Origin of the sequence: Amycolatopsis sp. NPDC021455 (assembly GCF_040640995.1) — a bacterium.
Classification (GTDB): domain Bacteria; phylum Actinomycetota; class Actinomycetes; order Mycobacteriales; family Pseudonocardiaceae; genus Amycolatopsis.
On the sequence record NZ_JBFACT010000013.1, the window covers coordinates 144034 to 166739 of the forward strand.

Annotated in this window: 14 protein-coding genes; 6 read left to right on the plus strand and 8 right to left on the minus strand. The window is 71.1% G+C overall.

The window, feature by feature from the left end; translation table 11 throughout:
* Positions 1 to 22: 22 nt before the first annotated feature.
* Together AB0G28_RS18690 and AB0G28_RS18695 are read right to left on the minus strand one after the other, a co-directional pair.
* On the minus strand, positions 23 to 1633 hold the full coding sequence (locus tag AB0G28_RS18690; protein ID WP_361089812.1) for a tannase/feruloyl esterase family alpha/beta hydrolase: 1611 nt from the start codon (positions 1631 to 1633) through the stop codon (positions 23 to 25).
* Complete coding sequence (locus AB0G28_RS18695; RefSeq protein ID WP_361089813.1) at positions 1630 to 3003, minus strand: MFS transporter; 1374 nt, start codon at positions 3001 to 3003, stop codon at positions 1630 to 1632. Before AB0G28_RS18695 ends, AB0G28_RS18690 begins: the two co-directional genes overlap by 4 nt.
* Before the next feature lie 168 nt (positions 3004 to 3171).
* Between AB0G28_RS18695 and AB0G28_RS18700 the strand changes: the two genes are divergently transcribed.
* Entirely contained in the window at positions 3172 to 4854 is a 1683-nt protein-coding gene (locus AB0G28_RS18700) for a GAF domain-containing protein (protein WP_361089815.1), read from the plus strand.
* A gap of 58 nt (positions 4855 to 4912) precedes the next feature.
* Here AB0G28_RS18700 and AB0G28_RS18705 read toward each other — a convergent pair whose 3' ends face one another.
* Positions 4913 to 6301 (minus strand): endo-1,4-beta-xylanase, encoded by a 1389-nt coding sequence (locus tag AB0G28_RS18705; RefSeq protein WP_361089817.1) that lies wholly within the window; start codon positions 6299 to 6301, stop codon positions 4913 to 4915.
* Between the two features lie 405 nt (positions 6302 to 6706).
* Between AB0G28_RS18705 and AB0G28_RS18710 the strand changes: the two genes are divergently transcribed.
* A complete protein-coding gene (locus AB0G28_RS18710) occupies positions 6707 to 10534 on the plus strand; it encodes a tetratricopeptide repeat protein (protein WP_361089871.1) in 3828 nt (1275 codons plus the stop codon).
* Between the two features lie 6 nt (positions 10535 to 10540).
* Here the strand turns inward: AB0G28_RS18710 and AB0G28_RS18715 are convergent, their stop codons facing one another.
* Positions 10541 to 12727: a 2Fe-2S iron-sulfur cluster-binding protein gene (locus tag AB0G28_RS18715; protein ID WP_361089819.1), complete on the minus strand. Its 2187-nt coding sequence runs from the start codon at positions 12725 to 12727 to the stop codon at positions 10541 to 10543.
* 66 nt (positions 12728 to 12793) lie between these two features.
* Between AB0G28_RS18715 and AB0G28_RS18720 the strand changes: the two genes are divergently transcribed.
* Positions 12794 to 13420: a TetR/AcrR family transcriptional regulator gene (locus tag AB0G28_RS18720; protein WP_361089821.1), complete on the plus strand. Its 627-nt coding sequence runs from the start codon at positions 12794 to 12796 to the stop codon at positions 13418 to 13420.
* A 39-nt stretch (positions 13421 to 13459) separates the two neighbouring features.
* On the opposite strand, the gene AB0G28_RS18725 is transcribed toward AB0G28_RS18720, so the two are convergent.
* On the minus strand, positions 13460 to 15067 hold the full coding sequence (locus AB0G28_RS18725; RefSeq protein WP_361089823.1) for an aminotransferase class V-fold PLP-dependent enzyme: 1608 nt from the start codon (positions 15065 to 15067) through the stop codon (positions 13460 to 13462).
* Positions 15068 to 15170: 103 nt separating this feature from the next.
* On the minus strand, positions 15171 to 15761 hold the full coding sequence (locus tag AB0G28_RS18730; RefSeq protein ID WP_361089825.1) for a TetR/AcrR family transcriptional regulator: 591 nt from the start codon (positions 15759 to 15761) through the stop codon (positions 15171 to 15173).
* A gap of 149 nt (positions 15762 to 15910) precedes the next feature.
* On the opposite strand from AB0G28_RS18730, the gene AB0G28_RS18735 reads away from it, so the two are divergent.
* Together AB0G28_RS18735 and AB0G28_RS18740 are read left to right on the plus strand one after the other, a co-directional pair.
* Complete coding sequence (locus AB0G28_RS18735) at positions 15911 to 17380, plus strand: APC family permease (RefSeq protein WP_361089827.1); 1470 nt, start codon at positions 15911 to 15913, stop codon at positions 17378 to 17380.
* Complete coding sequence (locus AB0G28_RS18740; RefSeq protein WP_361089829.1) at positions 17377 to 18954, plus strand: amidohydrolase; 1578 nt, start codon at positions 17377 to 17379, stop codon at positions 18952 to 18954. Before AB0G28_RS18735 ends, AB0G28_RS18740 begins: the two co-directional genes overlap by 4 nt.
* An 89-nt stretch (positions 18955 to 19043) precedes the next feature.
* Here the strand turns inward: AB0G28_RS18740 and AB0G28_RS18745 are convergent, their stop codons facing one another.
* Entirely contained in the window at positions 19044 to 20435 is a 1392-nt protein-coding gene (locus tag AB0G28_RS18745) for an aspartate aminotransferase family protein (RefSeq protein ID WP_361089831.1), read from the minus strand.
* Positions 20436 to 20551: 116 nt separating this feature from the next.
* Complete coding sequence (locus AB0G28_RS18750) at positions 20552 to 21049, minus strand: Lrp/AsnC family transcriptional regulator (RefSeq protein WP_361089833.1); 498 nt, start codon at positions 21047 to 21049, stop codon at positions 20552 to 20554.
* A 169-nt stretch (positions 21050 to 21218) separates the two neighbouring features.
* Here AB0G28_RS18750 and AB0G28_RS18755 point away from each other — a divergent pair, with 169 nt between their 5' ends.
* The gene (locus AB0G28_RS18755) at positions 21219 to 22592 is read left to right on the plus strand and encodes an APC family permease (RefSeq protein ID WP_361089835.1); all 1374 of its coding nucleotides are present in this window, start codon (positions 21219 to 21221) and stop codon (positions 22590 to 22592) included.
* Positions 22593 to 22706: the final 114 nt, after the last annotated feature.

Consider the following 22706-nt stretch of genomic DNA (forward strand, 5'->3'; position numbering starts at 1 on the left):
ACCGTCCGCGACCGCCGGCAGCTCAGCGGGTGCAGACGAAGCTCGCGGCACTGTCCGGGTCACCCGCGCGATACCGCGGCCAGCCCGGATAGGCGCACAGCGGCCGGGTGCGGTGGTGGACCAGGTCGGTCACCACCGGGTTCGCGGGTGGCTGTCCCGCTTCGGCCCACCGCTCGAGCGCCGTGAGCGAGTCCCAGCCGGCCGCGAACGCCGGCGTGCCGAAATTCGCGTGGTTCGCCCCGGGGACGACGTAGTACCGCAGGAACGCGCCGGTGGGCCCGGCCACGGCCCGGACCCGCTCGTAGTAGTCGCTCGTCGACAGCGGCGAGACCAGCTCGTCCGCGGCGCCGTGGAGCAGGATCAGCTTCCCGCCGGCGCGGGCGAACGGGCGCAGGTCCGCGTCGTTGCGATCCTCCACAGTGGACAGGTAGCTGATCCGGCCGAGCCACCGGCCGGGGCGGCGGGGATCCACTTCCAGCGGGCTGTGGCCCGGATCCCGGGTGAGGAAGTACTTGACCCACTGGTCCCAGTACTGCGTCCCGTACCCGCTCGTCACCGGCATCGGGTCGGCCGGCGCGGTGGTGCCGAAGCCGAGGAACGGGGTCCGCATGTCCGCTCCCGAAAGGAAGGGGAACCCCGGGTAGCCGGTTTCGCCGCTGGCGATCCGGTACGGCCACCGGAACGGAGTCGACATGGCCGTCACGGCCCCGATCTGCGGATCCGGCAGACAGTCCGGCCCGGTGTCGGCCCCGCCCGGGCAGCGGAGCGTGCGCGGATCGAAGCGGCAGCCACCCGGGTTCGAGACGACCTTGTCCCGGACACCGTCCTGACCATCGCACTTGGCGACGACGCTGTCATACAGCAACGTCTGCTTCTCAGGCCCGGGAAAAGCGCCGGGGCGCGAAAGAACCTGCGTCAGATAGCCCAGGTCCAGGATCTCGGCGAGGTTGTTCCACGCCGGATACGCCGAGATGACCCCGTCGAACGCGGCCGGCCACCGCTGGGCGACGACGAGTGCTTCGCGCCCGCCGGTCGACCCGCCCGCGAAGTAGACCTCGGCCGGCGTCGCCGCGTAGGCGTGCCTGATGAGGAAGAGGCTCGCGTCGCGGGTCTTCTTGAGCGCGTCGCCGGCCGCGAAGTTCCGCAAGGCCTCGTCGTTCACGCCGAACGAGCCGTCCAGTGACGGCGGGGACGCCGGGTTCTGCCGGTGGCCGGAGTCGCTCGCGAACGTGGCGTACCCGCGGGCCAGCGGCACCGGCCGGTCGGCGGGACCGAACGGCACGTTCGCCGTCAGGTCCGGGATGGTGCCGTCGAACCCGCCGCCGCCGAACATCATCGCCTTGTGGTTCCAGGCGCGCGGCAGCGCGACGCGCAGCTTGATCGCGGGCGCGGCCGGGTCGACGGGAAAGACGTCGGCGTCGGCCCGGCAGTACTCGCCGTGGACCGGATCGGACACGACCGAGACCGCCGTGACACGGCCGCCGGTGGTCGGCAGGCTCATGACCGGCGCGGGAATCCGCAGCCCGGCCAGCCCCGCGCAATCCGGCGCCGCCGAAGCCGCCGCTGCGGGTCCGGGCAGGCTCGCCGCCAGCAGCAGGGCCGTCGACACCGCGAGACGGCGTGTTCTCCTCATGACCGGCCGCGGTGGAGGTGCGCGCCCGGGAGGGCGTGCGGATCGGCACGGACCTCGGCGGGGTTCGTCTCGGGCAGGAACCAGGCGCTGGCGAACGTGATCAGGCCCATCGCCGCGATGTAGGCCGCGACCGGCAGGGTGCTCCCGGTGTTCGCGATGAGCGCCGTCATGAGGAACGGCGTGCCGCCGCTGACGACGATCGCGGACAGCTGGTAGGCCAGCGACGCGCCCGAGTAGCGGACGCCGGGGGCGAAGAGCTCGCCCAGGAAGCTCGCGATCGGGCCGTAGGTGAGGCACTGGAACACGAAACCGACCGTCACCGCGACGAAGATCAGCGGCAGCGAGGCGGTGCCGACGAGCCCGAAGTACGGGAAGGCCCAGACGGCGACGCCCAATCCACCGATCAGGATCAGCGGGCGGCGGCCGACCTTGTCCGAAAGGTGCCCGGACCACGGAATGATCGCGAGCATGGCCACCGACCCGGCCAGTACCATCGCGAGGAGCGAGTCGCGCTGGAGCTTCAGCGTGCCGGTGCCGTAGCTCAGGAGCCCGGAAATGCTGACGTAGAACAGGCTGTTGGTCGCCGACAGCAGCCCGCAGCCGAGCAGGATCGTGCCCCACCGCGTGCGGATCACCTCGGCCAGCGGGGCGCGGGCCACCGGCCTCGACACCGCCCGCTGCAGCTCGCGGAACTCCGGGGTGTCCTCGACCTTGGCCTGGATGTAGAGCACCACGCCGAACATCACGACGCTGAGCAGGAACGGGATGCGCCAGCCCCAGCTCAGGAACGCGGCGTCCGGCATCAGGCCGCTGGTCGCCACGAAGATCAGGTTCGAGAGGATGACCGCGACCGGGACGCTGGTCTGGCCGAAGGTCCCGGCGAACCCGCGCCGCTTGGGACCGGCGGACTCCGTCAGCAGCAGCACGATGCCGCCCCACTGGCCCCCGGCCGCGATCCCCTGGACGAAGCGCAGGGTGACCAGCAGGATCGGCGCCAGCGCCCCGACGGCCGCCGCGCCGGGCAGGCAGCCGATCAGGAAGGTCGCGGCGCCCATGAGCGCCAGGCAGGTGACGACCACCGGCTTGCGCCCGTACCGGTCCCCGAGGTGCCCGGCGAGCACGCCGCCGATCGGCCGTGCCACGAAACCGGCCCAGAAGGTGCTGAAGGCCAGGAGCGTCCCGGTCAGCGCGGAGGCGTGCGGGAAGAACACCTTGGGGAACACCAGCGCGGCCGCGGTGCCGTAGAGGAAGAAGTCGTACCACTCGATCGAACTGCCGATGAGGCCCGCCGCGAGCAGCTTGCGGAAGGCCCGGCGCCGGGCCGCCGTGGGTGATCCGACGCCTTCGGGTTGGGTGAGCGGGATGGCCATGGATGCCGCCTTCGTCGAGGTGCGCAGGCAGGTGATGGCGGTGATGGTAGGGCGCCGTTACGCTGCGGGCTGAGGTGTGGACCATCCACTCCTCCCGCCGGAACGGTGGGTCTTCCGCCCACCCGACGCCGACCCGATGCCGACCCGATGCCGAGGAGGACGGCTCCCGTGACCAGTGCGGCGGAACCGCGGCGGCAGCGTGAGCTGGCGTCGTTGTACGCGACCGTCAAGTCGCTGACCGCGCTCGGCGAGCTCGACGAGGTGCTGCAGTCGATCGTCCACCACGCCCACGACCTGATCGGCACGGACTTCACCTACCTCTCGCTGGTCGGGGCGGACGGCAGGCTGTCGGCCCGTGCGTCGGAAGGCACGATCTCCGCCGAGTTCCTCGCGGCGACCATCCCGGCCACCGTGGGGCTCGGCGGCAAGGTGCTGGCCTCCAAGAGCCCGCACTGGGTGCGCGACTACGCCACCTCGACGCTCATCCAGCACGACCCGGACTTCGACCGCCTGGTCGTCGCCGAGGAGCTGGGCGCGCTGCTCGGAGTGCCGCTGGTCGTCCGCGGCGAGGCGGTGGGCGCCCTGTTCGCCGCGGACCGCTCCGAACGGTCGTTCCAGGCCGAGGAGATCGCGCTGCTCAACGCGTTCGCCGACCACGCCGCGGTCGCGCTCGACAACGCGCGGCTCTACGAAGCGAGCCGCGCTGCCTTGCGGGAGCTGCGGGTCGCGTACCGCAGGATCGAGCGGGCGCAGGCGATCCACGAGGCCCTGACCGGCGTCGTGCTGGCCGGCGGGACCCCGGCCGACGTCGCGCGGCACCTCGCCGGGCGGCTGGGCGGCAGCGTCACGCTCGTCGACCGGGTGGTCGAGACCGGCCTGGCCGGCGCCGTCGAAGAGGCACGGCGTTCCGGCCGCTGCGCGGTCTCGGCAGGCGCGGACGGGACCACCCGCAGCGTGGCGGCGGTCCAGGCGGGCGACAGTTACCTCGGGGCGCTGGTGTGGAGCCGGCCGCCGGGTGTCGGCGACGACGCGGACCTGCGGACCCTCGAGCGCGCCACGCACATCCTGGGGTTGCTGATCCTCAAGGAACGGGCCGTGGCCGAGGCCGGCGAGCGGCTGAGCGGGGAGCTGCTGACCGAGCTCATGGTCGGCAGTCCCGGGATCGGCCCGGCCCAGCGCGCCCGCGCCCGGGCACGCGACATCGACGTCGACCGCCTGGACCTGGTCCTGGTCGCGGACTCCCCCGCGGCGCCGCCGGCCGACCTGGCGCGGCACCTGCACGACATCGCCCGCGAGCGCGCGGGGCTGGCCGGCGAGCACCTGGGCCGCGCCACGATGATCCTCCCCGGCGCCGACGACGAGGCGACCGTCACGGAAGTCCACAAGAGACTGCGGCGGACGCTGGGCGCGGCGGTCATCGTCGTCGGCGAACGGGCGGGCGGCCACGACTGGGCCCGGGCGTTCTCCCTGGCCGGACGCTGCGGCGCCGTACTGCGCGCGCTGGGGCACACCGACGTCGGCGCCACGACCGGCGAATACGCGTTGTACGCCACGGTCTTCGACCCCGAGCGGACCGGCGAGCTCGAGCGGTTCCTCACCGGCACCCTGGGCCCGCTCCTCGAGTACGACCGGCGGCGGGGCACCGACCTCGTCGGCACCCTCACCGCCTACTACGCCCACCGCGCGAACGTCGCCGCGACGGCCCGCGCGGTGCACCTGCACGTCAACACGCTGCTCAAGCGTCTGGACCGGGCGGGCACGGTGCTGGGCTTCGACTGGCGCCACGACAACGACCTGGAACTGCGTCTCGGGCTCCGGCTGCACCAGCTCCGGGCGACCCTCGCGACGTGAGTGACTCGTTCGCGAAGCTCCCATTCACGAACGAGTCACCCACCACCCTCCTCGTCCCTCAGGAGGTACTGCAACTGACCGTGGGCCAGTTCCGGTTTCCGTTGGTCATGATGGTGACGCCCCAGTTGTTGCCGTTGCCGTTGGGTTTCGCGATGAGGACCTGGCTGCTGGGCCAGCTGGCGTTGATGTTCCAGGTGGCGCTGATCCTCGCGGGGCTGGGCACGTTCATGGTGACCGTCCACGTAGTGGAGCCGCTGACCGAGACGTTGAGGTTGTACCGGTCGCTCCACGACTGTCCCGCCGACAGCGTGGCGGTGCAACTTCCCCCGCCCGGCGGCGTGGTCGTGGTGGTCGGTGTCGTCGTCGGACCCGTCGTCGTGGTCGTCGTCGGGCCCGTCGGCGTAGTGGGTGTTGTCGTCGGGCCGCCGGCGTTGAGGGCGTTCAGCACCGAGTTGTAGGCCGCTTTCTTGTTGCCGCCGCCGTCGAACAGGAGCGGGCTTTCGTTGGACCGCCACGAATCGCTGTCACGCACGCCCCACACGGTGATGCCCACGCAGCGCGCGACGTTCATGCACGCCTGGGTCAGCCCCGCGTACTGCGAAGTGGACGCGTTCGTGACGTCGACCTCGGTGAGCGCCACGTCGACGCCGAGCGCCGCGAAGCTGGAGATCGTGGTCTGGAAGTTGCCCGGGAGCGAGCTGCCGCCGGTGAAGTGGGCCTGCAGGCCGACGCAGTCGATCGGCACGCCGCGGGACTTGAAGTCCTGGATCATGCGGTACACGCCCTGCGTCTTGCCGTAGCTCCAGTTGTCGATGTTGTAGTCGTTGTAGCAGAGCTTGACCGACGGGTCGGCCGCCCGAGCCGTCCGGAACGCGACCTCGATCCAGTCGTTGCCGGTGGCCTGCAGGTTCGACTGGCGGCGGCTGCCGTCCTCGTTGAACGCCTCGTTGACCACGTCCCAGTACGCGAGTTTGCCCTGGTAATGGGCCATGACCTTCTGGATGTGGTTGATCATCGCGTTGCGCAGCGTGCTGCCGCTCATGCTCTGCATCCACCCCGGCTGCTGCGAGTGCCACGCGAGGGTGTGCCCGCGGACCCGGGAGCCGTGGCTGACCGCCCAGTTGTAGACCTGGTCGCCCGACGAGAAGTTGAACTGGTTCTGGTTGGGCTCGGTCGCGTCCGGCTTCATCTCGTTTTCGGGCGTCACCATGTTGAACTCGCGCGCCGCGATCGTGGTGTAGGCCGAATCCCCCAGCCGGCCGGCGGCGATCGCGGTGCCGAAGTACCGGCCGGACTGGGCGGCGGCCGCCCCCAGCGTGCTTGCCGCGGCGTCGGCGCCGGGTGCCGTCACCAGCACGACGGCCGTCGTGGCCACGGAGGCCACTCCCGCCAGCACCCGGACGGCCGGCGACCGCCACCACCGCCGTTCCGACGAACTCCCTGCCATCCGTGGTCTCCTTCCGGGCGCACGCCCAGGAGACGCCGACGGCGATCTGGACGAATCGATGAAGTTCACCTGCTCTTCAGCAGGAGAGCACGACGCCGGAGGGCCACGCAAAAAGTTTCGATCGAGTTTCGAAAGCCCGGCGGCAACGGTTTCCGCTCGGCCTCGCCGCCGCGGGCGAGCACCGGCACACTGTTCCCTGAGGCACCGCCGACGCAGCCGGGAGGTTCCGTTTCCGTGGACGACACCGTGACCGGGACCGCGGCTGCGGCGGTGCAGGCGAACACGATCCGGGGCGGGGTGCACTGGCACGTCGACGCCCCCGTCGAGTTCCCGAAGCCCCGGCAACTGCCCGCGTCCGCACGCGATTTCGTCGGGCGTGCGGCCCAGCTGGCCGAGCTGGACACGGTGCTCGCGAACGACGACCGGCCGGGGACCGTCATCGTCTCCGCGATCGACGGCGCCGCGGGGATCGGGAAGACCACGCTGGCCCTGACCTGGGCGCACCGCGCGGCGGAGCGGTTCCCGGACGGTCAGCTGTACGTCAACCTGCGCGGGTTCGAACCCGCCGGTGCGCCGATGCCGCCGGAGGAGGCGCTGCGTGGCTTTCTCGCCGCCTTCCGGATCCCCGCGGACAGCATGCCGGCCGAGCCGCAGGCGCTCTCCGCCCTGTACCGGAGCCTGGTGGCCGGGCGCCGGCTCCTGGTCGTCCTGGACAACGCCCGGGACAGCGAACAGGTCAGGCCGCTGCTGCCGGGCAGCCCGGCCTGCGCCGTCGTCATCACGAGCCGGAACCGGCTGACCGAACTGGTGGTGCGGGACAGCGCCCGGCTCGTCACCCTCGACATGCTGTCACCCGGCGACGCACGCGAGCTCCTCGCGCGGCAGCTCGGAGACGAGCGGATGACCGCCGAGCCGGAGGCGGTCTCCTCCCTCGTCCGGTCGTGTGCCGGTCTGCCGCTGGCGCTGACGATCGCCGCCGCCCGCGGCGCGGCCGATCCGCAGTTTCCCCTGACCGCCTTCGCCGACGAACTCCAGGACGAAAGAAGCAGGCTCGCCGGGCTGGAGGCCGGGGATCCCCGGACCGATCTCGAATCGGTCTTCTCGTGGTCTTACCGGGCGCTGTCGCCGCCGGCCGCCGGCCTGTTCCGCTGCCTCGGCGCGCAGCCGGGAGCCGACGCCGGTCTCGAGGCGATCAGCGCCTTGGCGGGCGGGTCGGTCAGGGAGGGGAGAGCACTGGTCGCCGAGCTCGTCCGGGCGAACCTCGCGGATCAGTACCTGCCGGGCCGGTACCGGATGCACGACCTGCTCCGCCTCTACGCCCGGCACCTGACGAGCTCCCAGGACGACGACGCGCTGAACCGGATGTGCCTCTGGTACCGCGACCGCGCGGCCGCCGCGGTTTCGTGGCTCGATCCGAGGCTGGCCGTCGACCGCCACTTCCGCACGTACGGCGAAGCGATCTCGTGGCTCGAGACGGAGCGCGGGAACTTGGTGGCGATCGTCCTGGACGAAGGAAATCCCCGGCTCTCGGCCGAACTGGCCTGCCTGCTCTCCCCGTTCTTCCACGAACGCCGCAACTTCGACGACTGGCACCGCACCTTGACGGCTGCCTTCCGGCCGGCCGACGGGGACGGCAAAATCATGGTCGGCAGCCACCTGCGGCTCATGAACGCCGTGGCGCACACGCACGTCGACCTCGGTGACGAGCGACCCGACGACGCGAACGCCCTCGTCTACCTGGCGAAGGCTCAATTGGTGTCCGGCCGGAGCCGCCAAGCACACGATACGGCGACAACGGCTTTGGCTCGCTTGCGAACGGCCGGCGACCGGCGTGCCGAAGGGTGGGCCCTGCTGGTCCTCGCCGACGTGTGCACCTACGAGCTTTTGTTCGACGAAGCGACCGACGCACTCAAGCAGGCGGCGGAGATCTGGCGGGAGCTCGGAGATCGGTGGTTCGAAGCCGAAACCCTCATGCGAAGAGCATGGGCGGATCGCTACCGCACCCAGGTCTCCGACGCCGTCGAATGGCTTGACCGCGCGTATGCGATCTACGACTCCTTCGGCGACTCGACCGGCAAGGCGAAAGCGGTCAGCCTTCGCGGCAGCATCGTGGGGCAGTACGGCGACGCAAAACAGGCCTATGAGGCCCAGTTGCTCGCCCACCGCTTCGCGATCGACGCGGCCGACCTCCGCCTCGAAGCCGACGTTCTCGACGAACTGTGCCAAGCGGCGCGGCAAGTGGGGAAGATTCCGGTGTGCCGGGATCACCATGACCGCTGGACGGCAGTCGCCGAAGCACTCGGAGATCCCGACGGGATCACCACCGCGTCGACGGCTCGGGGAACGACGTACTCCCTTCTCGGTGACCACACGCGCGCAATCTCCATCCTGCGGGAACAGCGAGAACAGGCGCGCGGCCTTCGCCTCGAAACCGAAGGATGGACGATCGGCGCCCTCGGGGAGGCCTGCTTCCGGCAGGGCCGGGTCACCGAAGCACTTCGCTGTTATGCGGAATATGAGAATCTCGTCCAAGAGCACAGCGAACTTCTCGAACGCGCGCTGCACGCACTCTTCAACCTGTACTTCGACGCCGGCAGGCTCGCCGAGGGAATCGCCTGCGCGGTACGACGCATCGAAATACTCGGCACCAGAGGAGATCCCGGCCAGGAATGCTTCGCCTGGGACAACCTGGGCTACGCCTTCTCCGACTCCGGCCGCTACCGAGAGGCCATCGCAGCGCACACCCGGGCGCTCGAAATCCGATCCACCATGGGCATCGACTCATACCGGCACGGCTGGGGTCTCGTCGATTCCGCCTACGCGTACTTCAATGCTGGAAGATTCGACGAGGGGCTCGGCAAACTTCACGAAGCTTGCTCAGTGCGTGAAAGAGCGGGAAATTCGTTCGGGACGCATCAAGTCGTGAGCATGATAGCATGTGTGCACATCACCCGTCGTGAATTCGACTCCGCTCACCCCTTCGTCGAACGGGTTCTTCAGCTGCCATCCACCGTCGACGAACCGGCAGTCGAGTCTCTGAGCGGGATTTTCCGAAGCTATTCCGGCCAGTACCGGTTCGATGACGCCGAAGTGTGCTATCGGCGAGTCTTGCCGATAGCGCGACTCCTGGGTGACCGAAAGGCGGAAACAGACCTCCGCCGCGCCGCGGCCCAGATGAGACTCAAAGCGGGGCGAAGCGCCGAAGCCCTCGAACTGCTCCGTCACGACCTCGAGGTCGCCGAAGCGTCGACGGACTTCGCGACCGCCGCGCAGCTCCGCACCGAGATCGTCACCGCGTTGACTGACCTGCGTCATCTCGGCGAGGCAGAACACGAAGTGCGGCAAGGGATCCAGGCGGCACTGGAGACGGAAAGCTTCGGCGACCATGTGCGGTTCCTGAACCTCCGCGGCCGGATTCTCCGGAAGCAGGGCCGATTCGAGAAGGCACGACGGGTCCTCGCCACCGGTATCGCCCTGGCCGATCGTCACGGCGACCTCGAGGCCAAGGCCGAACTCCTCGCGGGCCTGGCCACGACTTGCCTCGAAGCGGGCGATCCGCGAGCCGCGGCGGAGGCACAGCGTACGCGCCTCGAACTGGACCGCGCCGCGGGCGACGACCGGAAGGTCGCGGTCACCCTGGCCGAGCTGTCCAGGGCGTGCGGCGCGGCCGCCGACCGATCTTCGGCGGCCCGGTTCCTCGACGCGGCCGTGACATCGGCACGGCAGCTGGAGGACCCGCGCGCCACGGCGACCGCCCTCGGCAAGTGCGCGCGAGCCGCGCAGACCCTGGAACTGTTCGCCGACGCCGAGCAGTACCTCGTCGAACAGGGCGACCTCAGCCGGAAGATGTCCGATCTCGGCGCGCACGCGAAATCACTCTCGGACCTCGCCGAACTCCATCGCCGTACGGGTCGCCTCGCCGAGGCGCGCCGACTCCACCAGCGGAGCCTGGACGTACGCCGGGAGCTCGGCGACCCGCCCGGCATCGCCGGCCAGCTGCGCCGGCTGGGGGTGGTCGTCGCGGAGCTCGACCGGTTCGACGAGGCGGTCGAGCTGCTGAACGCCAGTTGCGCCATGGCCGGAGACCTCGGCGAGCACGCCAGGCTCGCGGACGCGTGCCAGGCACTCGCCGCCGTGTACGAGCGTCGCGGCGACACCCGGCGAGCCGGGGAACAGCTCGCCCGAAGCCGATCCCTGTACCAGCGACTGGACGGTGAGAGCCAGAACGACTGACGGCCGTCACGGCTCGGCGATGTCCACGGTGACGTCGGACAGCGGCAGGCCCACGCACGTCAGGATGTGACCGTCCGCCTTCTGCTCGGGTGTCAGGCAGTTCGGGCCGGCCATGGCGACCTCACCGCCGCGGAGCTTCACCATGCAGTCCCCGCAGTTGCCGACCGTGCACGAGTACGGCAGCGGCAGCCCCGCCGCCAGGCCGGCGTCGAGCAGCGTCTGGCCGGGCTCGACCACCAGGGAACCGACCTCGTGCGTGCCGTCCTCGACGAGCATCTTCCGCGGCACCGTCGCCACCGTGGTCACGTCCGTCCCACTGGTGTAGCGCTCGTGGTGCACGTGGTCGTCCGGCACACCGCGCTCGGTCAGGACGCCGAGGACCACGTCCGTCAACGCCTCGGGTCCGCACACGTAGTACTGGACCTCTTCCGACAGCCGCAGCCCGGCGAGCCAGTCGTGCACGCCGGCGGCGTCGAGCCGTCCCCGCTCCCGCGTCAGGATCGGCGTGACCGCCAGCCGCTCCGGATGTTCTTCCGCCAGCCGGGAAAGCTCGTCCGCGAAGATCATCTCCTCGTGGCTGCGGCTGCTGTAGAGGAGCGCGATCCGGCCGGCCGTCAGGGTGCGGATCATGCTCATCATCGGCGTGATCCCGCTGCCCGCGGCGATCAGGACGACCTCGTGCGCCGCCGCCGGGTCGACGTGGAACGCTCCCGAGGGACCGCGGACGGACAGCCGGTCGCCGGCGCGCAGGTTCCGGTGGACGTGGGTCGAGAACCGGCCGCCGTCGACCTGTTTGACCGTCACCTCCAGCCGGGGTGCCCCGGGTGCCGACGACGCCGAGTACGCTCGCCGCACCGGCCGGCCGTCGATGTCGGTCACCAGCGTGAAGAACTGCCCGGGCCGGAAGTCGAACGAGCGCCCGGGGTCTTCGAGCACGAGCGTGACCGCACTGGGCGTCTCGCGGCGCACCTCGGCGATCCGCACCTCCCGCAACGGATTCGCCGCTTCGGACTCCACAATGGACTGTCGTCCACCGATCGTGACGTCGTCGTAGCCCTCCTTCCGCAACCCGGACCGGGACGCGCGGTTGAACACCGGCCGCAGCATCCGGCCGATGCCCGGGATCCTCGTCACGGCCTTGAGCAGGCGGGCGAGCGGACCCGCGCCGGCCATGTTCGCGGCGAGGTGGTTTCCGGCCACGACCATGAGATCCGGCGCCGCGCCGGGTCCGGGACGCGCCGCGGTCCACACCCGCGAGCGCGTCAGGGCTTCATTGGCGGTCACTTCCGCGTGTTCGACGTCGATGACCAGCGCCGCGTGCGGCGGTGTCCCCCGCAACGCCATCGTCTCCAGCAGCGCGGGGTCGTCGGTGATCCAGCCCCGGCCGCGCACGTGCAGCACGCCGGTCCGGCCCGGGACGAGGGCGGCGAAGGAAAGCCGGTCGTCCCGGAGGAGGTTGTGCAGGCTGTCCGCGCGCTTGTTCCCCTTCCGGTCGGGGATGACGAGCGTGCGGCCGTCGAGGATCCGGGCGACGGCCTGCCGGTCGCCGCGCGGGCTGGTGTCCGCGCCGCCGGAGTCGTCCCAAGTGGACAGAGCGAGGAACGGGGCCGCGGCGAGGAACTCCGCCACGCCGGGGTTGCCCAGCGGGCCCGCTCCCCCGACCTCGGGCACCGCACCGGCCGGGGCGGGCGGCTGCTGGGACATCCGGGGCTCCGCCCCCGGCCGGGGGGCTCCGCCACCCGGACCCCCTGAAAACCAGAGGCGAGAGCGGATCACGGCCTGCGCGCAGTGCACGTATGCTTCCTGGACGTCGACGAACGTCTCGGCGCCCTTCCGCTTGGCCACGGAACCGTTGACGCGCAGCGCTTCCCCGACACCCGGCAGCAGGAAGACGAACGAGACCGGGCCGTGCGCCTCGCCGTCGGGCAGGGTGAACGACATCCGCGTCGGCGAGTGAACGCGCACGAATCCCGGCGCGCCGCCGATGAACGTCGTACGGCCGACGCCGCCGGCGTCGCGGTAGCCGAAGCCCGCGAGCGGGCTGTGCGCCAGGACCGCCCGGCAGCCCTCGTCGAGGGCGGCGACCGTCTTCAGCATGATCATCGACGGCGGCCTGCCCAGGATCGCCTCGATCTCGCCGACCGTCTCCAGGCGCGGGAGCGCCCTGACCAGAGTGTTGTTTTCCCAGCTCACAGCACTATTATGAGCATTAGCTCAGATACTTGCTACTCGCTTTTGCCCGCGGGGAGGAGAACCGGGATGCCCACCGGAAACCGTCGCTTGGACCCACGTCGGAAGCCCCGCCAGGTCCGCGCCGAACTCACGCGCGAGCGCATCCTGACGGCGGCTGCTCACGTTTTCGCCGACCACGGCTACGCCGCCGGCACCACCAACCGCATCGCCGAGCGCGCCCGCATCTCCATCGGCTCGCTGTACCAGTACTTCCCCAACAAGGACGCCATCCTCGCCGAGCTCCTGGTCCGGCACATCGACCGCGGCACCTGGGCCGGCGCCGACGAGCTCGACCTCTCGCCCGGGACACTGGAGGCGACGGTCCGGGCGCTGGTCCGCGACGCGATCGACAACCACGACGACGATCCGCAGCTGCTCCGGGTGATGATCGAAGAGATCCCGATGTCGCAGGAGCTGCGCGACACGATGGACCGGCACGGGAAGCTGCGCACGGCCCAGGTCCGCGACGTCCTCGTCCGGCACCCCGACGTCCACGTCGGCGACGCGGACGTCGCCGCCGACCTGATCCTGTTCACCGTCGAGATCAACACGCACAAGTTCATGGCCGCCCCGCGGGCCATCCCCGTCGAGACGTTCGAGAACGAACTCGTCGCCATGGTGACCCGCTACCTGCGCGGGGACCGGATGTCATGAACGACTCGTTCAGGTCGTCGGACGACTTGAACGAGTCGTTCAAGGCATCGCGGCAGCGGTCGCCACGCACCCCGGCGGCAGTTCGAACCACTGTGCGTCTTCGAAGCCGCCGGCCACCCGGCCGAGCCTCGGGCCGGCCGCCGCGCCGAGGATCCGGTCCGCGTCTGCGAGGTGCGCCCGCAAGGCGGCCTCCGGCAGTGCGTCCTCATCGGACGGTGGGCGCACGTCGTCCGCGGTGTACCGCAGGCCGGACAGGCTCAGCCGGGGCTCGGCCGCGCGGCAGTGGCGCCAGCGCCCGGTCGCCGGGTCGAACCGGTAGTCCGGCAGCAGCGTCCACCCCCTCGCCGCGACCTGGCGCACCGCCTCGATCACGTAGCCGGCCACCGCGTCGGACATCGTGTAGTCGAAGCTGATCCGGACCCAGCCCGGCTTGCCGCCTTCCCGGCCGGCGAGCACGTCGTCCCGGAACCGCCGCGAGCGGGCCGGGCCGATCCCGAGCAGGCGGTGCCCGTAGGGGCCGGCGCAGGAACAGCCGCCACGGGTCTGGATGCCGTACAGGTCGTTGAGCAGCGCCGCCACGTAGTTGTGGTGCAACAGCTTCCCGCTCGGCCCGTGCACCAGCAGCGACACGATGGCCAGCCGGTCGGCGTCGGAATTGCCGAGCACCTCGAGGTTCTCCTGGGCCGACCACGACTCCAGCGCGCGTCGCAGCACCGCCTGCTCCCGTTCGCGGATGGCCTCGACGCCGACCGCCCGCTGCAGGCCGAACACCAGCCCCGCCCGGACGGATTCGACGATCGCCGGCGTGCCGCCTTCCTCCCGCTGCGCGGCGTCGCCGAGGTAGTGGTGGTCCGTCGCGCTGACGAAGGCCACAGTGCCGCCGCCGGGCACGCTCGGCACCCGGTTCCGCAGGAGCGCCCGCCGCACCACCAGCACTCCCGGGGTGCCGGGACCGCCGGGGAACTTGTGCGGCGACAGGAACATCGCGTCCTTGTGCCCCATGCGCACGCCTCCGTGCGGCGCGGCCGCCGCACAGTCCCAGAACGCGAGGGCGCCGTGCGCGTGCAGGAGGTCGGTGACCGCCGCGGTGTCGGTGAGGATGCCGGTCACGTTCGACGCCGCGGAGAACGACCCGATCTTCAGGGGCCGGGCGGCGTGGCGGAGGAGTTCGTCGCGCAGGGCGGGCAGGGACACGTGGCCGTCGGCGTCCTCCGGGATCGCGACCACGTCGCAGCTCGACTCCCGCCACGGCAGCTCGTTGGAGTGGTGCTCGTAGGGGCCGAGGAAAACGACCGGCCGGTCCGGCGGCGCGACCGGAAGGCGCAGGCCGAGAACGGTGATCAGCTTGTCGATGGCTCCGGTGGAACCCGAGCCGGTGAAGATGACGACCGTGTCGTCGTCACCGCCGACGGCGTCCCGGATCACCGCACGGGCTTCTTCGCGCAGCGCCGTGGTCTGCGCCGCGGTGGCCGAAGACTCGCTGTGGGTGTTGGCGTACCAGGGAAGCACGTGGTCGCGGATGAAGTCCTCGATGAACGAGACCGCACGCCCGGAAGCGGTGAAGTCGGCATATGTCACGCGGCGGCGGCCGAAGGGGCCGGTCATCGCCAGGTCGCCCCCGATGATCGACTGCCGCACTTTTCGCATCAGCGCGTTCTCCACCACTCTTCCATTGGAGGACAAGCCACGGCCGGGCGGCAGAGGAAAACGGGCAGTTCTCGTGGCCTGACGTGCTCCGGGCCGGAGCGGATCACCCGGCGGCGAGCCGCCGGCGCAGTCCCGTCAGCAGGGCTTCCAGGCCGAGGTCGAACGCTTCGTCGGCACGGTCGCGGCCCCTCGGTGCCGCGCCGATCGCGTCGCCGAGGGTGGGCAGGTCGTCCCGCTCGAGCCGCCAGACCTCGTCCGGCGCCGCGAGATCGAGGGCCGACCCCACCGCGTAGCAGTCGAGCACGCCGATCCACAGGACGACCTCGCGCACGGGAACGCCGTTGTGGCGCAAGAGGATCGCGATGCGTTCGTAGGCGTGGAGGACCGGCCCCGCGGTCATCGTCTGCTCGTTCAGCAGCGGGATCAGGGCCGGGTGCTCGGCCAGTGCCCGCCGGTAGCCGCGCATCCACCGGGCGACCTGCTCGCCCCAGTCGCTCCCGTCCAGCGGCGCCGGTTCGATCGCCGTGGCCATCCGTTCGCGCAGGGCCTCGACGATCGCGGTCCGGCCGCTGAAGTGGTGGTAGATCGAGGACGCGCTCACGCCGAGCCGGGTGGCCAGCTCGGCCATCGTCAGCCGGCCGGTGTCGTCGATGCACGCCAGAGCGGCATCGAGGATCGCTTCGGTATCGAGCAACCGTTTTCGTCGCTGTACCACAAATCCTCCACTAGATCGGTCGCCACCGACGGTAACGGTCGACGAAATCCTTGACGACCCCGACGCGCGGGCGCATCCTTAAGCGAATGTCGTTCGGTTAAGCATCCCATGCCCGAGAGGACGCCACCATGACCGGATCTTCGCCCGCCCCCGCCCCCGACTCCCTCAAACGCGGCGTCCTCGGGACGGGCAGCCTCGTCTTCATGGTCGTGGCGGCCGCGGCCCCGCTGACCGTCATGGCCGGCGTCGCGCCGCTGGCCATCCTGGTCGGCGGGATCGGCGCCCCGGTCGCCTACCTCGCGGCCGGGATCGTGCTGACCGTGTTCGCCGTGGCGTTCACCCGGATGACCCGGTACGAGGACACCGCCGGGGCCTTCTACGCCTATATCGCGAAAGGCCTCGGCAAGAGCTGGGGATTCGCCGCCGCCCTGCTGGCGCTCATGTCGTACAACACCCTCCAGATCGGGGTCTACGGGCTCTTCGCCGCGCAGGCCAAGGCCACGCTGGCCGACGTCTTCGGGCTGGAGGTCCCGTGGCCGGTCATCGCCCTCGTCGCCGTCGCGCTCGTGCTGCTGGTCGCCTGGCTGGGGATCGACGTCGGCGCGAAGGTCCTCGGCGTGCTCCTCGTCCTCGAATCGGGAATCCTGCTGCTGATGGCGACCGGTGTCCTGGCGCACGGCGGCGCGTCCGGCGTCGACGCGAAGTCCTTCGCCCCGAGCGCCGTCTTCAGCCCGGGCATGGGCGGCGTGCTCGCCTTCGGTTTCGCCGCCTTCATGGGCTTCGAGTCCACCGTGCTGTACCGCCGCGAGGCCCGGAACCCCGAGCGCACGATTCCCCGCGCGACCTACATCGCGGTCGGCTTCATGGCCGTCTTCTACGGTTTCATCGTCTGGGCGGTCATCCAGGCGTTCGGCAGCGGCCAGGTCGTCGGCGCGGCCGCGGGCGACGTCGGCGGCCTGTTCTTCACCGCCATCGGCACCTACGTCGGATCCTGGGCCGCCACCGTCATGCACCTGCTCGTGATCAGCAGTGTCTACGCCGCGCAGCTCGCCTTCCACAACGCGATCACCCGCTACACCCACGCCCTCGCGCAGGACGGGCTCCTGCCGGCGTGGGTCGGGAAGGTCCACCCCCGGTACGGCTCGCCGTACCGCGCGAGCATCGTGCAGACCGTGCTCGCGGTCGCGGTCATCGCGGTGTTCGCGATCACCGGCGCCGACCCGTACACGAAGCTGCTGCTGTGGGTGAACACCCCGGGCGTGATCGGGATCCTGGTGCTGCAGACCCTCACCGCGATCGCCACCGTCGCGTACTTCCTGCGGCGGAACAAGGCCGCGAGCACCCCGGTCGCGCTGGGCGCCGGGATCGTCTCCTCCGTGCTCCTGGCGGTCGCGACCTACGTCCTCGTCGACAGCGTCGGCCTGCTCACCGCCGCGTCGGCGACGGTGAACGTGGTGCTCGTCAGCATCGTCCCGGCGACGATGGTGATCGGCGGCGCGGTCGCCGTCTGGCTGCGCAAGCGGCGCCCCGCCGCGTACGCGCGCATCGGCGAGGGCGACGGCGAAACCCAGGCCACCCCCGAAGGGATCCCCGCGTGAATCTCGTCGTCTGCGCCGACACCGTGCACACGCTGGCCGGCGACGGCCGGCCGGTCGAGGCCATCGCGATCACCGACGGCGTCGTCACCGCCGTCGGTGACCGCCGGGACGTCCGCGACTGGCGCGGCCCCGGCACCGAAGTCGTCGACCTGGGCGGCGCCACGGTGACCCCCGGGCTGGTCGACGGGCACCTGCACCCGGTGATGGGCTTGCAGCTCACCGCCGACGTCGACCTGTCCGCCGCCCGCTCCCTCGGCGAGGTGCAGGCCCTGCTGGCGGCCGCGGCCGCCGGACGGCCGGCGGACGCCTGGCTCCAGGCGTGGGGCCTGGACCCCAACGTCTTCGGCGACCGGCCGGTCACCAGCGCGCCGATCGAGGCCGCGGTCGGCGATCGCCCGGCCTTCGTGCGGTTGTTCGACGCGCACTCCGCCGTGGCCACCCCGGCCGCGCTGCGGATCGCCGGCGTCGACGGCCCCCGGTCGTTCGCCCAGCGATCGAGCGTGGTCTGCGACGAGCACGGGCGGCCGACCGGCCTGCTGCTGGAGGCGGCCGCCATGGAGCTGGTCGCCGGGCACGTCCCCCGGGAACCGGTGGCGGCCCGGGCGGCCCGGCTGCGCGCGCTGCTCGGCGAGATGGCCGCCACCGGGCTCACCGGCGGCCACGTCATGGACCTGCTCGGCGACAGCGCCGAGGTCGTCGCCGCGGCCGAGGACCTCGGCGACCTCCCGCTGCGCCTGCGGTTCGCCCCCTGGTGCGAACCGGGCGCCGACGCGGAGGCACTGATCCCCCTCCAGGGCCGTGGTGGCCGCCGCTGGGAGATCGCCGGCGTGAAGTTCTTCATCGACGGCACGATCGACAACGGCACGGCGTGGCTGGAGGAACCCGACGCCCACGGCGAGTCGGCCGAATGCTTCTGGACCGACCCCGCCGCGTACACGAAGGCCGTGCACCTGCTCGCCGCGGCGGGTGTCCCGACCGCGACGCATGCCATCGGCGACGCGGCCGTGCGGTACGTCCTGGAAACCCTCGACGGCCTCGGCCGTCCCGCGGCCGCGCCGCACCGCATCGAGCACATCGAGACGCTGCCGACCGAGCTGATCGGCCGGTTCCGGCGGCAGGGCGTCGTCGCGAGCATGCAGCCGAGCCACAGCCACTTCACTCGCGCCGACCACACGGACAACTGGTCGTCCCGTCTCGGCGGCGAACGCGCCGGCCGGGCGTGGCGCTGCCGCGACCTGCGTGACGCCGGGGTCCCGGTCGTCCTGGGTTCCGACTGGCCGATCGCGCCGTTCGACCCGCGCCGCATCCTCGCCGAGGCCCAGCTGCGCCGCCCGGCGGGCGAACCGGAAGTCCCGCCGGTGCGACCGGATCAGGGCCTGACGCCGCTGATGGCGTTGGAGGGCTACACGTCGCTCGCGGCTCTGGCCGCCGGCCGGACCGGCGGAATCAGAGCCGGCGCACGCGCCGACCTCACGGCCTTCACACTCGACCCGCTGCGCACGGCTCCGGACGAACTGGCCGACGCCCCCATCGCACTGACCGTCGTCGACGGCACGATCGTCCACCGGCCATAACGTCGCCAAGTGCCGTGAAGGCCCCCTTACCGGCTCTTAGCGCCGGTAAGGGGGCCTTCACGGCTTTTCGCTGCGGGCTGGGCGAGCTGTCAGAGCAGTGCCCAGGCGCGGGTCAGGGTGTCCCGCAGGATCTGCTCCATCTCGTCGAACTGCGGCTGGTCGCAGATCAGCGGCGGCGACAGCTGCACGACCGGCTCGGCGCGGTCGTCGGCGCGGCAGTACAGCCCCGCCTCGAACAGCGCCTCGGACAGGAAGCCGCGCAGGACGCGCTCCGACTCGTCCGCGCTGAACGTCTCCTTCGTCTTCTTGTCCTTCACCAGCTCGATGCCGTAGAAGAAGCCCGCGCCGCGGATGTCGCCGACGATCGGGAGGTCGGCCAGCTTGTCCAAAGTGGACCTGAAGGCCGTTTCGCGGGACAGCACGTGGCCGTAGAGGTCCTCGCGCGCGATCAGGTCGAGGTTGGCCAGCGCCACCGCGCACGAGACCGGGTGCCCGCCGTAGGTCGAGCCGTGCATGAACGTCGTCTCGCCGTGGGTGAACGGCTCCATCAGCCGCTCCGACGCCAGCACCGCGCCCAGCGGCGCGTACCCCGACGTCAAGCCCTTCGCCGTGGTGATGATGTCCGGCTGGTAGCCGTAGCGCTTGGCGGCGAAGTCGTGGCCGACCCGGCCGAACGCGCAGATCACCTCGTCCGACACCAGCAGCACGTCGTGCTTGTCGCAGATCTCGCGAACCCGGGCGAAGTAGCCGGGCGGCGGGACGAAACAGCCGCCGGTGTTCTGCACCGGCTCCAGGAACACCGCCGCGACCGTGTCCGCGCCCTCGAACTCGATGGCCTGCTCGATCTGGTCGGCGGCCCAGCGGCCGTAGGCCTCGTAGTCGTCGGCGTGCTCGGGCGCGCGGTAGAAGTTCGTGTTCGGCACGCGCAGGGTGCTCGGCACCAGCGGCTCGAAGTCGGCCTTCGCGCCCGGGATGCCGGTGATCGACAGCGCGCCCTGCGAGGTGCCGTGGTAGGCCAGCGCGCGGCTGATCACCTTGTGCTTGCCCGGTTTCCCGACGAGCTTGAAGTACTGCTTGGCCAGCTTCCACGCCGTCTCGACCGACTCGCCGCCGCTCACCGTGAAGAACACGCGGTTCAGGTCGCCGGGCGACGCGTCGGCCAGCCGTGAAGCCAGCTCGATCGCCGTCGGGTGCGCGTGGCCCCACAGCGGGAAGTAGGCGAGCTGCTTCGTCTGCCGCGCGGCGGCTTCGGCGAGCTCTTCGCGACCGTGGCCGACCTGGACCGCGAACAGCCCGGCCAGCCCGTCCAGGTAACGCTTCCCGCGGGCGTCCCAGATGTACGCGCCTTCGCCGCGCACGATCACCGGGACGTCGGTCTCGTCGTAGGCGGAGTGCCGGGTGAAGTGCATCCAGAGGTTGCTGCGGGCGGCCTTGGCCAGGCCGGCGGCGTCGGCGGAAACAGGCTCGGCGGTAGTGGTCATGGCTCGGTTATCGCACGTCACGAACCCAGATGCAAGTGATTCAGTCGTCCAGACGAACCTGTACGACTAATTCATGGCCAAGATCCCGAGCGAAGCTTCGGATTTCGTCGTCACCCTCAGCGAGTGCCCCACTGGTAGGTCTGTTTCCGCAGCTTGAGGTAGACCATCGCCTCCGCGTGCCGGACGCCGGGCAGCGCGCGGATCCGCGTCGAGATCAGCTGGAGCAGTTCCTCGTCGTCGGCGCAGACCGCCTCGCAGAGCACGTCGTAGCGCCCGGCGCAGAGGATGACGTACGCGATTTCGTCCATTTCGGCCAGCGCGTCCCCGACCGGTTCCAGCGGGCCGTCGACGGTGATCGCGATCATCGCCTGCCGGAAGAGCCCGACCTGCAAGGGATCCGAGACGGCGACGATCTGGATGACGCCGGAGTCCGACAGCCGCTGCACCCGCTGCCGGACGGCCGCCTCCGACAGGCCGACGGCCTTGCCGATGGTCGCGTAGGCGCGACGCCCGTCCTCCTGCAGCTGCGCGATGATCTGCCGCGAGATCTCGTCGAGCACCGGCGGCGCGGGCCGGTTCGGGGTGTCCTGGCTGCTGCTCACGCCCCGGATCATCCCCGACGGGCGGCGCCGGGCAAACCCGGCACGCCGTCACAACCAGTGACTAATTCCGAAGGAAGCGAGCCGCCCCCGCAACGGATTCAGTCGTCTTCGTGGCGTTGACAACACCGAAACGGTGCTGTTCCATCCGTCGCACCTTGTCCCCGGCCGGAGGGTACGCCCCATGCCCCGCACTCCCGCCCCGCCCGACGTCACCGCGGCCGCCGGCCCGGGGACCGCCCGCGCGCTGACCCGGTCCATCGGCGTCGGCGGCGGCACGCTGCTGACGCTCAGCTGCGTGACGCCGGCGTCGTCGCTGTTCGTCCTCGTGCCCCCGCTGTTCGCCGACCTCGGCACCGGCACCGCGCTCGCCATCGCCCTCGCGGTGGTGCTCTGCGTCGGGATCGCCTTCTGCTACTCCGAACTCGGCACGCTGATCCCGAGCGCCGGCGGCGAGTACGCGATGGTGACGACAGTGGCGAACCGGTTCGCCGGCTGGCTGACGTTCATGCTGTCGTTCATCGTCATCCTCGTCGTGCCCCCGATCATCGCGATCGGCGTCGCCGACTACCTCACCGTGGTCGCCGACGTGAGCCCGCCGGTCGCCGGTGCGGTCGTCATGCTCGCGTCCACCGTGATGGGGCTGCTGAACCTGCGGTCCAACGCCTGGATCACCGGGATCTTCCTGGTCATCGAGATCGTCGCGATCTTCGCCGTGTCCCTGCTCGGGTTCACCCACGCCACGCAGAGCCCGGCCGTGCTGGTCCAGCCGAGCCTCGGCACGAGCGGGATCGGGCTGATCACCGTCGTCGCCGGGCTCGCCGTCGCGTTGTTCGTGACGCAGGGCTTCAGCACCGCCGTCTACCTCGCCGAGGAGATGCGCGAGCCGCGCCGGACCGTCGCCAGGACGGTGTTCTGGACGCTCGGGATCAGCGCCGTGGTCATCCTCGTGCCGGTCGTCGCGATCACCCTCGCCGTGCCGGACACCGCCGCGCTCGCCGGCGTCGACCTCACCGCACTCGTCACCGGCTGGAGCAACTCCGGCGTCGGTGTCGCGATCAGCCTGTGCATCGCGGCGGCGATCGTGAACGCGGTGATCGTCATGGTCATCCAGAACTCGCGGGTGCTCTTCGCCTCGGCACGCGACCAGGCGTGGCCGACGCCGGTGAACCGCGCGATGAGCGTGGTGAGCGCCCGGTTCGGCTCGCCGTGGGTCGCCACCCTCGTCGTCGGGCTGTCGGAGGCCGTCCTGTGTTTCGTGCCGGTGGACACGCTCAGCGGCGTCACCGGGGTCGCCGTCGTCGCGCTCTACCTCAGCGTCGCGGCCGCCGCGCTCGGCGCCCGCCGGGCGGCGCACCGGAAACCGCACGTCTGGCGCATGCCGGCCTGGCCGGTCGTGCCGGTGCTCGCCGTCGCCGCGCTGGCCTACGTCCTGGTCGAGCAGAGCGCGCTCGACCTCGGCATCACCGCCGGGGTCCTGGTGGTGTCGGCGCTGTACTGGTGGGGCTACCTGCGACGGCGTCCCGAACGGTGGGTCGTGACCGTCCCGCCGGAATAGTGTCCATTGTGGACTGATCGGCCGGGACGGAATGTCCGGTCCCTGTCCGGGTTTCTTGCCGCTAAGATCACCGAACCGCCGGAGCCCGCCCGGCGCGGAAGGCACGTCGCCGCT